The sequence below is a fragment of the Aeromonas salmonicida genome (genome assembly GCF_028355655.1).
Classification (GTDB): domain Bacteria; phylum Pseudomonadota; class Gammaproteobacteria; order Enterobacterales; family Aeromonadaceae; genus Aeromonas; species Aeromonas salmonicida.
On record NZ_CP110645.1, the window covers coordinates 3,328,612 to 3,342,891 of the forward strand.

Below are 14,280 nucleotides of genomic sequence, written 5' to 3' on the forward strand. Positions count from 1 at the left end.
CTAACCAAGCAAAGAACGGGAGTGCCCTTCGATGACAACAACAGCAAAACCTAAGAAGAAAACAGGGCAATCCGCCCCCCCGTTGCTCCCCCTGGAATACTGTCGGCCAGAACGAGCCGCCGAGCTACTGGGTTGCAAGGTTGAGGATTTGCTCCACTGGGCAGCGATTGGGGTAATTAACTTCTATGTTAATGCTGCGATGGCGATGGATGGAGTCAAGACTATAGACACTTACCTCCCCGAGGGGGTTGATCCTGAATTTGTGATAGAACCTAATACCATGGAGGGTGAGTTTAAATTTGGGGCAGCATTCAGCTTTGTGAGAGCTGGTGGATATATATTGAGCGATGACGGTTATTGTAGATTTGATGCTGGAAAAATTTATGGTTTTTGGGGGATTTCCCCCTCTCATTTCCAGTGCTGGGAGCTGGACGGTGGGATTCCAGAAAGCAATGAATACAGCCTTTCACTTTTTTCAAAATTTGATTTTGGTTCATCGGCATACCTCCACGATGAGCCAGACATAGATATAACGATTGAGGTTACTGCTTCATTTCCAAGCCTCAAGGATAACCTTTGGTTGATGCGTGAGGACTTGGCAAAGATTAACCAGCACATTCACACGGGGGAGAGCCTCCCCATTAAAGCAGATGATAAAAGGCAGCGCAGAGATGCGATGAGGCGCGCACTTGGGCTCCCCCCCAAGCAGCCATCGCCAGCGTTTGAACCTCAGCAACCATCATCAGGAGAGGAGCAGTGGGCTGGCGCGCGAGCTGATATTCTTGCTGCTGCTCTTCACCTCGTAGCAAATGATCCAAACATTTTAAAAACCGAGGGACTGCTGGCTGAGGGGGCTCATGCTCACAAAGCAGCCATGTGTGGAAAAAAAGTTGGGCGTCATATTGGAGCCAGCGGTGCTCTAGCGCTGGTTAAGGAAGCGATAAATACGGGGAAGGTGCATAAAAACTAAGGCTACTTTCCAAGAAAGTAAGCTTACTTTCAGACTCTCTCCTACATCACAGACTCCCCCCTGTGCTTCAATGACCGCCTCGAAAACAACGACCATAGAGGACAGTTATGGAAGCACATACCCCACCCACTCCCCCGCAGTTTCGCCTCATCCGCATGAAGGAAGTGATCCAAAAAACCGGCTTGAGCAAGAGCAGTATTTACGACCTGATCGCTCGCGATCAGTTGCCAAAACCCGTCCGCTTATCACCAGCGGGAGGGCGCTCTGTGGCCTTTGTCGAATCCGAAATAGACACTTGGATTGCAGAGCGCATTGCCGCTCGCCATGTGGAATAAGGGGAAAAAAATGAACAAAAAAAAGGCCGCCCCGCAGAACGGCACGACCCAGTTTGAACACCTAAAGAATACCACCTTATGTGCTTGCCCAACAGTCACCGGGCAACTCGCGCAAGTACTGACCATCCTTCGACAGGGGCCGACCTCCAGCTTGGAGTTCATACATGAACACAATATCTTGAGAGCTCCAGCTAGGATTTTTCAACTGCGGCAAAAGGGGTTCAACATCACGCCCCATATTCAGTCGCACGTGCTGTATCGTGACCACCTATACAGGAACACTGCTACCTATGTGCTAGGACAGCCCGAATGGTCGTCCCCCTCCGAATCTGACAGCAACACGACCACCAGCTAACGCCGCTAGAGACCAAAACCATGACGATGCAAATCAATGGGCATAACGCTCAGGGCGAAGCTTTGCCAAAAATCGGAAAACATCGCCTCAAAGCCCTCCAGATAAGGGCGAATTTTGATGCCCGGGCCAGCAATGCGCTGGTGGCAATTCAGACCAGGAGTGAGAGATGAACAAAGCAAGATTCGTCTCGGATGTGGCCGCTGCGGCTACGGGGCACTGGCCCGATCTGCTGGCGGCTGTGGGGATCGATATCCCACACGGCGGTAAGCATGGCCCCTGCCCTGCCTGTGGTGGCAAAGACAGGTTTCGACTCGATAACAAGGGAGGGCGCGGCACTTGGATTTGTAACCAGTGCGGAGCCGGGGATGGGCTGACGCTGGTTGGTTTGGCAACTGGCAAGCTGCTCAAGGAGGCGGCTGAGCTGATAGCCCCACTGGTAGGGCTGTCTGCTGGTGGTCTAGATACAACTGAACGGGAACGCATCCACCAGCAGCAACAGACCAAAGCCGGGCAGGAGTGCCAACAGGCCGAGCTACGCCGCCATAAGGCTGCCCGCCGCGCCGCAGCAATCATGCAAGACTGTGAGCAGGCCCATGCACCCTATTTGGCCCGCAAGAGCTTAGGTGTGTGCCTGTGCGCAGTGAATCGCATCTTGATCCGCGAAGCTGGTGAGAACTTCCCACCAGCAAGCCTGATCGTTCCCCTCTACAACGAGGCCAACGAACTGGTGAACGTTCAACTGATCCGGGAGGACGGCACCAAGCGCTATCTTGCCGGTGGGCAGAAGGCAGAAGCCTATCACAGCATTGAGGGTGGGGAGCTGGTGGCAGTGGTAGAAGGATATGCAACCGGGTTATCCGTCCATCTGGCAACTGGGGCAACAGTCTATTGCGCGATGGATGGCGGCAACCTGTTAAACGTAGCGGAGATAGCCCGCAGCCAGCACCCAACCGCAGAGATCATCATCGGCGGCGATCACGACTTAGACGAGGCAGGCCAGCGCAACGAAAGCACCCAACGCCAGACTGAGGGGGCGGCCCTAACTGTGGGGGCTTTGGTTGCCCTGCCGCCCGTTCAGGGGGACTGGAACGATTACCACCAAGCCCATGGGCTGGCCAAGACACAAGAAGCCATCATGAGCGCCTGCGCCACCCCGCTCGCCAACAATGCCCAAGACCAAGACGCTAGCCAGAAGGAAGGGTCTGAGATTGTCACGCTTCATCCACTTCACCAAAACGAGGAGGCTAAGGAACAGGTGCTGCCGGTTGGGTTCGAGATCAAGGGGAATCGCCTCTGTGTGTGGGAGCTGGTGGGGCGGGGAGACAATGCCCGGCAAGAGTTGGTGCCCATATCAAGCCCGGTGCAGGTATTGGCTGAAACCAGTGATGAACATGGTCGGGGCTATGGCCGCCTGCTGGAGTGGCAAGATAGCGCCGGACGAACGCGCCAGTGGGCTATGCCCGTTCGTTCTCTGGTGCCGCGCAATGGTGAAGAGGTATTTACAGCACTGCTAGATGCAGGCTTGCCGTTTATAGAACTGGGTCACAAGCGCAAGCTGGCCGAGTACCTGATGGCTTGTCAGCCGGAGAGGCGGATCACCTGTGTAGAGCGTACCGGTTGGCATGGTAATGCCTATGTATTGCCGCAAGGGGCGATAGGCCTAGATGCCGAGGGAGTGATCCTGCAAACAGCGGGATACGCTGCCAGTGACTTTACCGAGCGTGGCACCTTGGCCGAGTGGCAACAAGAAGTTGCAGCGCTGGCCGTGGGTAACTCCCGGCTCTGCTTTGCCCTATCACTGGCCTTCGCAGCCCCACTGCTCACGTTAGTGGGTATGGAGGGAGGCGGCTTTCACCTCAAGGGAGAGAGCACAGACGGCAAAACAACCATTATGAAGGCCGCCGCCAGTATTTACGGCAACCCGGATCGCTACAGCCAGACTTGGCGGGCAACGGGTAACGCGATTGAGGGGATCGCCAGTCGGCGTAATGACGCCCTGCTCTGCTTGGACGAACTGGGGGAGCTGGATGGCAAAGAGGCCGGGCAAGTGGCCTATATGCTGGCAAACGGGCAAGGCAAGGGCCGAAGCAAGCAGGATGGAGAGTTGAGGGAGCGCAAGGCTTGGCGCTTACTCTTTCTCTCCACTGGTGAATTGAGCCTTGAAGATCATGCTGCCAGCGCTGGCCAACGCACCCAGGCGGGAATGGAGGTGCGTACCATCCAGATCCCGAGCGACACCGGCCACCATGGGGCGTTTGAATGGCTGCATGGCATGGAGGGCGGACGTATCTTTGCCGATACCCTCAAGGCCAACGCAGAACGCCAACATGGCACAGCCTTTCGTGCCTTAGTAGGAGGACTGGCCCTCGGTCTGGATAGACACCGCGAACGCTTGGCGAGCGAGATCAAACGCCTTGTCAGTGAGCTAACGCCAAAGGGGGCAGGCAATCAAGTAGGACGGGCCATCAACCGGTTCGCGCTGGTGGCCGCAGCCGGTGAGCTGGCGACCCAACTTGGCGTAACGGGCTGGCCAGAGGGTGAGGCTATCAGGGCGGTGCGGGTTTGCCTCAAGGCATGGCTGGTGGAACGGGGCCACCTTGGCAACAAGGAAGATGCCGCCACTCTGGAGCAAGTGCGCGGGTTCGTCACTGCCCACCAGTACACTCGCTTTGCTGACTGGTTTGATGCCAATCATCGCCCGGTAAATATGGTGGGCTATCGCAAAGCTGAATCTGATGGAGTGAGCTTCTTTGTGTTACCTCCTGGCTGGGCCGAGATCACCAAGGGGCGTGATCCCAAACGAGCAGCGACTCTCTGCCTAGAGGCGGGCTATCTACGGATCGGCAAGGACAAGAGGCGATTGCAGTACAAGGCAAGGCTACCGGGAATGAGTGGTGCTGTGTGGGTGTACTTGCTAACCGAACGCGTCTTGGCTGAAGCTGCAGAGGGACAAGAAGACGAGTAAAGCCAGCCAGAAGGATACAGCAGGCTACCGAACGTGGCCTTCTGACCCCCACCTTGTGCGTGTGCGTAAAGAACAAGGTTAAGCGGTGGGCACAGTGGGAACAAGACAACTCTATGAGCCTGAAAGCCTTATATGGCAAGGGATTGAGCTGTTCCCACACATATTAATATGGAGTGGGTACAAGGTGGGAACAATGGGAACAGAGGGCCAAATGCTGAAGTTGTTCCCACCTGTTCCCAGCACATTAACAGTGTGGTGGGTACAAACAAACTCAGTAGCGGCAAGGGTTGACGGGCATTATTCCCACGTTCCCACTGTTTTTTTAAGATATATGAGCACACAGCCGACATTCACCGAATGCGAGGGCTTCTCTGGCTAGCAATGTGTTATCTGGCTGCAGGACTGTGAGCACAACGAGGGGGGAAAGTGATCATTCCCCAAAAAGTGATCATTCTGCCAAAAATGATCACTGCAAAAGTGATCATCCCCCCCAATGATCACTTTTGCGACGATAAGCCGGGTACGAATTAAAGACCATAAAAATCATGCAGTTGAAATGGCATTCCGTTTACAAATGAGGGGCATATAGCACACGCAGGCAAACAAATTTATGAGCAAATACCGGGGTCGAAAATACAGAAAATGATCACTTTCCCGGTCTGCTGATGGTGGTACTGGCAAGCCGGATTGTCTTCAGTACTGAGGAGAGCAAGCAGCCCTGAGCACTCACGTCCGGCTCTGGATTGCGGGTAAGCCTAGTTCACTTGACCATAGCACCAATAAACGATCGCCAAAAAGCGATCGTTCCACCAAAAGCGATCGTCTAGCTAAAAACGATCGCTAACCCCCCACATTGCTAACACGCCCAATGAAAAATGAAAAAAGCCAATTAAAATCAATAGCATAAAAACACACAAAACACCTGATGGGGGGCGTGACGCACAAAAGCGATCGCTTTTTTACTTGCATACCCAGGGTCAGAAATAGGATCGTTTTTGTCGGGATCGTTTCCTGCTAGTTAGCGATGCTACAGCTCATGCTGAAGATTGGGAAAATCATTTAAAATCATGCTAATAGATGATGTTTTAGTCACTCAGAATGGAGGGCGGCATACAAGAAAGGGATCGCCCGGCACGCCATGCCCCTGAGTCGAAAATAGGATCGTTTTTCTCGATGCGATCCCCACTCCTAATGGTCATGCTGGTGGCATCAGCATAGGCATACCTCTGGTATACAGCCTTCCAAATCACCACCACAAAAACTCAAACGAACCTGATAAGGGCCGATTATGCAAAACAACAGCAATATGGACACCACTCCCCAGATGCAGATGAACCTGATGGATGCTCTGTCGGATAACATTGAAGAGATGATCAGCGCTTGCGAAAACACAGGCGATCAGCTAGCGCCTGTGGATGTTTGGATGGAATACCTGGCCACCCTCCCACTCTCCACCAGCCGGGAAGAGCTACACGAGTTAAACGCCCGGTTCATACCTGCAATACGGGAATACTTGGGAATGAGAGCTACACGGACAGATCTGCGAGAGCTGTTTAACCAGTCAGCGCTAACCGAGCACCAGAAAATGTATCGCTCCCCCACTGACAAACGAACCAAATAGCGGCTTACCTCTCATTTGCCACAAGAACATCGCCCCAAAAACATCCATAACGGTTTATGGCATCCGAGCAAGGCGGTAGAATGGCAGCCAACTCAATCCATTAGCGGCAACAGTCTAAGGACGCAACCGTAACGACGGCTATGTCCTTGCCAGATTGATGGGCAAGTACAAGATGCGAATAGCCGATGTAGTGAGGGATACCGGACTTAGTCGCAGCACAATCACTTTGTGACTGTGAAGTGCCTGATTTGCTGCAAAAGGTTCCAGCGTCGCAGTATCGACAAGAGAAAAATGAATGACTCTGATTAACCTAAAAGATCTTGAAGCCCACCTTTGGCATGCCGCTCATATTATCACCGGGCCGATCGATGCTTCTGACTACAAAACATACATATTCCCCATCTTGTTCTTCAAGCGTATCTGCGATGTGTACGATGAAGAGTTTCTTGAGGCAATGGAGCAAGTCGGTGATGAAGAGCTTGCCAAAGGCGATATGTTCCACCGTATCCAAATTCCTGCATATTGCCACTGGAAAGATGTCTTTGCCGAAACAAAAGACCTTGGCCAGGCATTGAAGGATGCGTTCAGAGGCATCGAGTTAGCCAACCCGAAGTTGCACGGCATATTTGGTGATGCCAGCTGGACCAATAAAGAGCGCCTATCTGATGAACTCTTAGCTACGCTACTCAATCACTTCAACAAAGTGAATCTGGGCGTCGCCAGTGTTCGTGGCGACGATATGGGCCGCGCATACGAATACCTGATTAAACGCTTTGCGGATAAAGCCAACAAGAAAGCCGGTGAGTTCTATACCCCGCGCACCATTGTGCGCTTAATGGTCAATATCCTAGATCCGCAAGCAGGCGAAAGTGTTTACGATCCTGCCTGCGGCACTGGCGGCATGTTGCTAGAAACCATTCACCACGTTAAAGAAAATGGCGGAGACCCACGCCTACTCAAAATCAAAGGCCAGGAAAAGAACCTGACCACTGAAGCCATTGCCCGAATGAACCTTTTCCTGCATGGCCAAGAAGATTTCGACATCGTCCGTGGCGACACCCTGCGCGAACCCAAACTTTTGGTCAGTGATCGCCTGGAAACCTTTGATTGCGTTATCGCCAACCCACCGTTCAGTTTAAAGGAATGGGGTTACGATCTTTGGTCGGCCGATCCGTATGGCCGTAACCAATATGGTCTGGCACCCAAAACCAATGGCGATTTTGCCTGGGTACAACATATGTTTGCATCCTTGAACGACAATGGCCGTATGGCGGTGGTGTTGCCCCATGGTGTACTGTTCCGTGGTGGGGCTGAAGGTAACATTCGTGAGAAGCTGCTCAAAGAAAATCGCATTGTCGCGGTAGTCGGCGTTGCTTCTAACCTGTTCTACGGCACCGGTATTCCGGCTTGTATATTAGTGCTGCGCAAACAAAGGCCTGAAGCACACCAAGATCACGTACTTATCATCAATGCCGAAGAAATATTCACCAAGGGTCGGGCACAAAATACCTTGTCAGAAACGCAAGCGGACGACATTTACGATATCTATCGGGATATGCGCATCAAAGGCCCTGAAGCCGATGACATCGAAGGGGTAGCGCGTTGGGTTCCCCATAGTGAGATTGAAGAAAACGACTTCAATTTAAATATTGCACGTTATGTACAAAAACCGCTTGAAGAAGAAACCATCACAGTGGAAGAGGTGCTAAAAGACTTCCAGCAAAAGCTGGCCGCATTAGAAAAAGCAGAAAATGAACTAGAGACCCTGCTTATCCAAGAAGGGTTTGAACTATGAGCATATTAAATAACAAGAAGCTAGAGGATTTACTCTGGGGCGCCGCCGAGTTTTTACGCGGCCAAATCGACGCCTCAGACTACAAGCAGTACATCTTTCCGCTGCTGTTCTATAAGCGCCTGTCGGATGTGTACTTAGAAGAGTACACAGAAGCGTTGGAGATCCACGCCGGCGATGCAGAATACGCCGCCATGCCCATGTTCCACCGTTTTGATATTCCGCAGGAAGCCCGCTGGGAAAAGGTGCGCCACACCAGCAAAAACATTGGGGAAGCCATTCAAACTGCGCTGCGCCTCATCGAAGCCAACAACCCGCGCCTTCATGGGGTGTTTGGTGATGCTCAATGGACCAACAAAGAGCGGTTGCCCGATCATCTATTATCAGACCTAATTGAGCACTTCAGCAAAATTCCGCTGGGGATTAAGTCAGTCGCTCAAGATGATTTGGGCGAAGCCTACGAATACTTGATTAAAAAATTTGCCGACGATTCAGGCCACACCGCTGCCGAGTTTTATACCAACCGTACTGTTGTGCATTTAATGACCCGCATCATGGGCTTAAAGCCAAGTGAAACGGCTTATGACCCCACCTGCGGCACCGGCGGTATGTTACTGAATGCCGTGATGGACTTGCGTTCACAGGGCAAAGAATGGAGATCAGTACATTTACATGGTCAAGAAGTGAACCTGCTTACCTCTGCCATCGCCCGTATGAATATGTTCCTGCACGACATTGAAGAGTTCGATGTGCTGCGCGGTGATACCCTGGCCGACCCCAAGTTTATTGAAAACGATCGGCTCAAGCAGTTTGATGTGATTTTCGCTAACCCGCCTTACTCCATCAAAAAGTGGAACCGCGATAAGTTTGCCGCCGACCCTTACGGCCGCAACCTCTACGGTGTACCGCCACAAGGCTGTGCCGATTATGCGTTTTACACCCATATCATCAAAAGCCTAAAACCCGACACTGGCCGCGCTGCCATGCTCTGGCCACACGGCGTGTTGTTCCGCGATTCTGAGCAAAGTATCCGCAAACAAGTGATTGAGTCCGACATTATCGAAGCGGTGATTGGCCTTGGGCCGAATCTGTTTTACAACTCACCGATGGAATCCTGCGTGGTGGTACTCAATTGCAATAAACCCGCCGAGCGCAAAAACAAGGTGTTGTTTATTAATGGCGTGGAACATGTTACCCGCGAGCGCGCCCACAGCCGCCTGTCTGATGATGATTTAGCTGTGCTATGCGATGCTTACTTTACGCCTGAAAAGCAAAGCGACATTACTGCGTTGGTAGATATCGATACCCTTAAAGAGAACCTCTACAACCTGTCGATTCCGCTCTATGTGCAGGCGCAAAACAATGGTGAAGTGCACGATATTGAACATACCATCGAGGCATGGAAGGTCAGCCGCGTGCAATTTAAAAAGCAGACTAATAAGTTATTCCAAAGCCTTGCTGAGCTTGGCTATAGTGCTGACACAGGTAATACGATTTTTACAGAAGAAATGGCACATGAAGCCAGAAAAGAGTTGCATAAAAAGCTTAATGGTGAAGGTAAATAAATTATGACTAATAAAAAAACCGTTAAACTTGGTGATATTTGCCGCGAAATAAAACTCACCACCCAAGACCCGATTGTCGATGGTCATGAGCGTTACATTGGCTTGGAGCACTTAGATTCTGGCTCGCTTAAGATCAAGCGCTGGGGAATGATTGAGGAAGATAACCCGAGCTTTACGCGTGTATTTAAGAAGGGAAATCTTTTGATTGGAAAGCGTCGGCCGTACCTCAAAAAGGCAGGAATTGCTGAGTTTGATGGAATATGCTCAGGCGACATAATTGTAGTTGAGTCGAAAAAATCGAAGTTGGAAAAAGATTTACTGCCATTTATTGTCCAATCACAGGAGTTTTGGGAATGGGCAGTTAAGACTTCGTCTGGCTCGCTATCCCCGAGAACTAAGTTTAAGTCTCTATCGGAGTTTGAGCTTCGGGAAATCTCGCCTGAGGCTCAAGCGCGGTTGCTTAATAGTTTGTTGTCTGTTGAGAAGTCAATCAACCTAGTGGATGAAGCTTTAGAGCAGGCTTACACGTTAAAAAGAATTTTGATAACAAAATTTTTCTCCAAAAATTTTGTTTCAAAATTTGAGCATAAAGACGTTTATCTTAGGGACGTAGTAGACATTCAAAGCGGGCAAGTTGACCCTAGGGAAAAGCCCTATTGTGATTTACCGCATATTGCTCCAGATAATATGACAAAAATCACTGGTAAGTTAATTGAATATAGGAGTGCAAAGCAAGATGGAGTAACAAGTGGAAAATATTATTTCGACGAGTCTTGGGCTCTATACAGTAAGATTCGCCCAAATTTGAGAAAGCTTTGCTTCCCTAAGTTTTCAGGGGTTTGTAGTGCGGATGTTTATCCAATAAAAGGCAGGCGGGGACTTCTTACTGAGTATCTATTTTATCTTTTGCAGTCTGAACACTTTAATAGGTATGCCATAAGTACATCTACACGAAGTGGATTTCCGAAAATAAATCGTGATGATCTCGGGGCGTATCGTTTTTATCTTCCTGAAGAAAAGGCTCAGACTTTAGCTATTTCTAAGCTAGTAGAGGTCGACAAGACAATTGAAAGCTGTCTTTCTTACTTATCTAGGCCCGCTGAAATTAAAAGTGCGATGATTTCAAAGGAGATAGGAATTTAATGTTTAACGAACAAACCGTCACAGAAAATGGAATTATTGACCGCTTAAAGGGTTTAAGCGGTGTAAAGTGGACATACTGCCACGGTGAGAGCTTGCCCAAACAAGCGCATGATATATTCGTTGATGAGTGGCTCAAAGACGCGTTGTGTTCGTTAAACCCCGATATCGCCAAACACCCCGATTACGCCGATGAGGTGATTTACAAGCTGCGTGGTGTGGTGCTGGAAGCGCGCCACACCGGCTTGGTGAAGGCCAACGAAAACTTTCATGAATGGTTAATGGCCGAGAAGACCTTACCCTTTGGCGAGAACGGCGACCATATCACCATCAACCTGATTGATTTTGACAATATCGACAACAACCACTTTGTGGTCGCGCAGCAGGTACACTATATCGCGGCCACCGAAGTCTATTTTGATATTGTACTCTATGTGAATGGAATTCCCTTGGTGGTGGGAGAAGTAAAAAGCGCCACCCGCCCGAGTGTCACTTGGCAAGATGGTGCCGCCGATTTTATGGGCGGTAAAAAGCACTACTGGAAAAACGTTGAACCTTTCTTTGTGCCCAACCTGCTCTGTTTTGCCAGTGAAGGAAAGACCTTTGCTTATGGTGCCATCAATGCCCGGGTAAAAGATTGGGGCCCTTGGCACAATACCGACCTGCGCGATGAAATATTGCCCGGACTGGCATCAGTGCTGGATAGCTGTGAGGGCTTGTTAAACCCGCAAACCTTATTGCAGCTGCAGGAATCTTTCGCGCTATTTTCAACGATTAAAACCGGCAAAGAGACCCCACCCAAACGCATAAAAATCCTACCGCGCTACCCGCAATTTGAAGCAGCAAAACAGATTGTTGAGCGTGTGCGCCAAGGTTACCCGAAAAAAGGCCTTATCTGGCACTTCCAAGGTTCGGGTAAATCCTTGCTGATGCTTTATGCCGCCAAGATGTTGCGCTGTGACAATCAGCTTAAAAATCCCACTGTATTGATCGTGGTGGACCGCCGCGATCTGGACAGCCAAATCAACGAAACTTTTGGTGGGGCGGACGTTAAAAACCTGATTAAGGTACAGAGCTGTAAAAAGCTTGGCCAATATATCGAGCAAGACAGCCGAGGCATTTTAATTACCACCATCTTCAAGTTTAAAGATATCGAGATCGACGATAGCAATCTCAATGGCCTTAACAGCCGCGACAACATCATCGTGTTGGTGGACGAAGCCCACCGCACACAAGAGGGTGGCTTGGGTGAGAAAATGCGCTGGGCACTTCCCAATGCGCATTTCTATGGTTTAACCGGTACACCTATTTCGGGTATTGACCGCAACACCTTTAAGCTATTTGGCGCCGAGGAAGACCCCGGCCGCTATATGAACCGTTATAGCTATAAACAGTCGATTCGCGATGGCGCCACCAACCCGGTGAAGTTCGAACCGCGCTTGGCAGAGCTGCGGGTAGATCGTGATGCGATTAACGAAGAGTTCGAAAAGCTCGCCAAAGAAAACAACCTCGACGACGAAGAGAAGGCCGCACTATCTAAACGCGCAGGCAAATTAGCAGTGATGCTCAAAGCGCCGAAACGGATGGCGGCAGTAAGTGCAGATATTGCCGAACACTTCACCAATCACGTTCAGCCGAAAAAGATGAAAGGCATGGTGGTGGTGTACGACCGCGATGCCTGCGTACAGATGTACTACTTGCTCGGGGAAAAGCTCGGCTTTGATGCTGTTGAAGTGGTGATGAACCTTGATCAAGCACCGGTAAAAGTCGAAGAAGGCGGCAAAAAAGACAAGGTAAACAAAGACTGGCGCAAATGGCATGACGAATTGGAATTGCCAATTCAGCAAGCGGATTTTGAGCGCTGGCAGAAGATAGATGCCGAAGATCAAACCCAGAAAGACTTGATCGAAAGCTTCAAAGACCCCAAGCATCCGTTACAACTGATCATCGTGACTGCGAAGTTACTTACCGGTTTTGATGCGCCAATTTGCTACTGCATGTATCTAGATAAGCCGCTGCGCGATCACACGCTTTTGCAGGCGATGTGTCGCACCAATCGTCTGTATGAAACGGACGAGGCGCGCAAAAATATGGGTCTGATCATCGACTATCTCGGCGTATTTGAAAACCTACGTACTGCACTGGCTTATAACCCGGAAGAGATTGATGGGGTGGTTGAAGGCATTGAAGCCTTTAAGAAGATACTGCCTGAGCTGCTGGATAAGTGCTTGTCCTTCTTCCCGGGTGTTGACCGCACCTTAGAAGACTTTGAAGGTATTATGGCGGCACAAGAATGCTTGCCGACCAATGAAAAACGTGACGCATTTGCTGCCAGTTTTGGCGTGTTGGCCAAGCTGTGGTCGGCCATTAACCCAGACACCTTCTTAACCCCATACCGCAAAGACTATAAGTGGCTGGCACAAATCTACGAATCGGTACGTCCCGTTGGTCAAACCGGCGCTCTGGTATGGGCGGCCCTTGGCCCTGAAACCATTAAAATGATCCACGAGCATACCGACATCAACCGCATTCGTGATGATATCGATGAACTCATTATGGATGAACACGCCATCTTTACCCTGACCGACAAAGAGCAGGAGCAGCGTGCCAAACGCCTGGAAATTGATCTTATGGGCCGCCTGCGTGGTAGCAACGAGCCAAAATTTGTCGAATTGGGTGAGCGCTTGGAAAAACTGCGGCAAGACTACGAGGCTGGTGTGATTAAAGCCATCGACTGGTTAAAAGGCCTGTTAGATGCCGCGAAAGATAGCGTTCAGGCCGAGCGAGAAACCGGCGAACATGTGGTGACCGAAGAGGACAACAAGCAGGCTTTAACCAAGCTGTTCTTGGAAACTCGCCCTGAAACCACGCCCAAGTTAATTGGTGATGTGGTTGAGCAGATCGACAAGATAGTCAACGCCACCCGTTTTGAAGGTTGGCAAAACTCTAACAGCGGGCCTAGAGAGATTCAAAAGGCTTTGTTTTTGACGTTGGCTCAGTTTGGACTGGGTAAGGACAAAGAGCTGTTTCAAAAAGCTTATGGGTATATCGAAGAGCATTACTGATGCAAAAGGGAATCGAGGCCGAGCAGAGAGACCTGTTTGATGTGCAGGCCTATGTCGCCTATGCCGATGACCCCATGACCAGGGAGGAGCGAGCAGCACAATCCGAGGCCATGCAGGACCAGGAGTTTGACTGCAGGCAGCTATCCTTCTTGAGCTTCGTGCTGGATCATTATGCCAAAGAGCGGGTCACCGAGCTTGATGACACCAAGCTGGGACCACTCCTCAAGCTCAAATACAACAACGTGCTGGCCGATGCCTGTGCCGAGTTGGGGACTCCTGATGCTGTGCGCCGAGCCTTTGTCGGCCTCCAGAAGTATCTCTATCAGGGGCAGTGAGAGGGATGAGCGGTGTTGGTGCATAAATGGCCGAGGGATTTAAACCCGCATCTTGTGAAGGTTGCGAGGTTACTGAAAGTTCTTGAAACGCCCTTCAAGGAGGGGTGGTTTTACAGCGTGTACCACCACATGTACCA

Annotated in this window: 11 protein-coding genes; all 11 read left to right on the forward strand. The window is 50.6% G+C overall.

Annotation, left to right across the window (positions count from 1 at the left end; translation table 11 throughout):
- Positions 1–31 precede the first annotated feature (31 nt).
- The 11 genes from ONZ54_RS15585 to ONZ54_RS15625 all read left to right on the forward strand — a co-directional run bounded on the left by ONZ54_RS15585 (position 32) and on the right by ONZ54_RS15625 (position 14,143).
- On the forward strand, positions 32–970 hold the full coding sequence (locus tag ONZ54_RS15585) for a hypothetical protein (RefSeq protein WP_271786605.1): 939 nt from the start codon (positions 32–34) through the stop codon (positions 968–970).
- Positions 971–1,077: 107 nt separating this feature from the next.
- Positions 1,078–1,305, forward strand: a complete 228-nt coding sequence (locus ONZ54_RS15590) for a helix-turn-helix transcriptional regulator (protein ID WP_271786606.1) — start codon at positions 1,078–1,080, stop codon at positions 1,303–1,305.
- Between the two features lie 10 nt (positions 1,306–1,315).
- On the forward strand, positions 1,316–1,660 hold the full coding sequence (locus ONZ54_RS23290) for a helix-turn-helix domain-containing protein (RefSeq protein WP_416995589.1): 345 nt from the start codon (positions 1,316–1,318) through the stop codon (positions 1,658–1,660).
- 166 nt (positions 1,661–1,826) lie between these two features.
- Complete coding sequence (locus ONZ54_RS15595) at positions 1,827–4,625, forward strand: DUF927 domain-containing protein (RefSeq protein ID WP_271786607.1); 2,799 nt, start codon at positions 1,827–1,829, stop codon at positions 4,623–4,625.
- A gap of 1,288 nt (positions 4,626–5,913) precedes the next feature.
- Positions 5,914–6,246, forward strand: a complete 333-nt coding sequence (locus ONZ54_RS15600) for a hypothetical protein (protein WP_271786608.1) — start codon at positions 5,914–5,916, stop codon at positions 6,244–6,246.
- Between the two features lie 157 nt (positions 6,247–6,403).
- Positions 6,404–6,478 carry a hypothetical protein gene (locus ONZ54_RS23295; protein ID WP_465248792.1) on the forward strand — a complete coding sequence of 25 codons (75 nt, stop codon included), beginning with the start codon at positions 6,404–6,406 and terminating at the stop codon, positions 6,476–6,478.
- Between the two features lie 63 nt (positions 6,479–6,541).
- Positions 6,542–8,041: a type I restriction-modification system subunit M gene (locus ONZ54_RS15605; RefSeq protein WP_271786609.1), complete on the forward strand. Its 1,500-nt coding sequence runs from the start codon at positions 6,542–6,544 to the stop codon at positions 8,039–8,041.
- The gene (locus ONZ54_RS15610; RefSeq protein WP_271786610.1) at positions 8,038–9,603 is read left to right on the forward strand and encodes a type I restriction-modification system subunit M; all 1,566 of its coding nucleotides are present in this window, start codon (positions 8,038–8,040) and stop codon (positions 9,601–9,603) included. Before ONZ54_RS15605 ends, ONZ54_RS15610 begins: the two co-directional genes overlap by 4 nt.
- 3 nt (positions 9,604–9,606) lie before the next feature.
- Entirely contained in the window at positions 9,607–10,746 is a 1,140-nt protein-coding gene (locus tag ONZ54_RS15615) for a restriction endonuclease subunit S (protein ID WP_271786611.1), read from the forward strand.
- Positions 10,746–13,808 carry a type I restriction endonuclease subunit R gene (locus ONZ54_RS15620; protein ID WP_271786612.1) on the forward strand — a complete coding sequence of 1,021 codons (3,063 nt, stop codon included), beginning with the start codon at positions 10,746–10,748 and terminating at the stop codon, positions 13,806–13,808. Before ONZ54_RS15615 ends, ONZ54_RS15620 begins: the two co-directional genes overlap by 1 nt.
- Entirely contained in the window at positions 13,808–14,143 is a 336-nt protein-coding gene (locus ONZ54_RS15625; RefSeq protein ID WP_271786613.1) for a type I restriction-modification enzyme R subunit C-terminal domain-containing protein, read from the forward strand. Before ONZ54_RS15620 ends, ONZ54_RS15625 begins: the two co-directional genes overlap by 1 nt.
- The last annotated feature ends 137 nt before the right edge of the window (positions 14,144–14,280 follow it).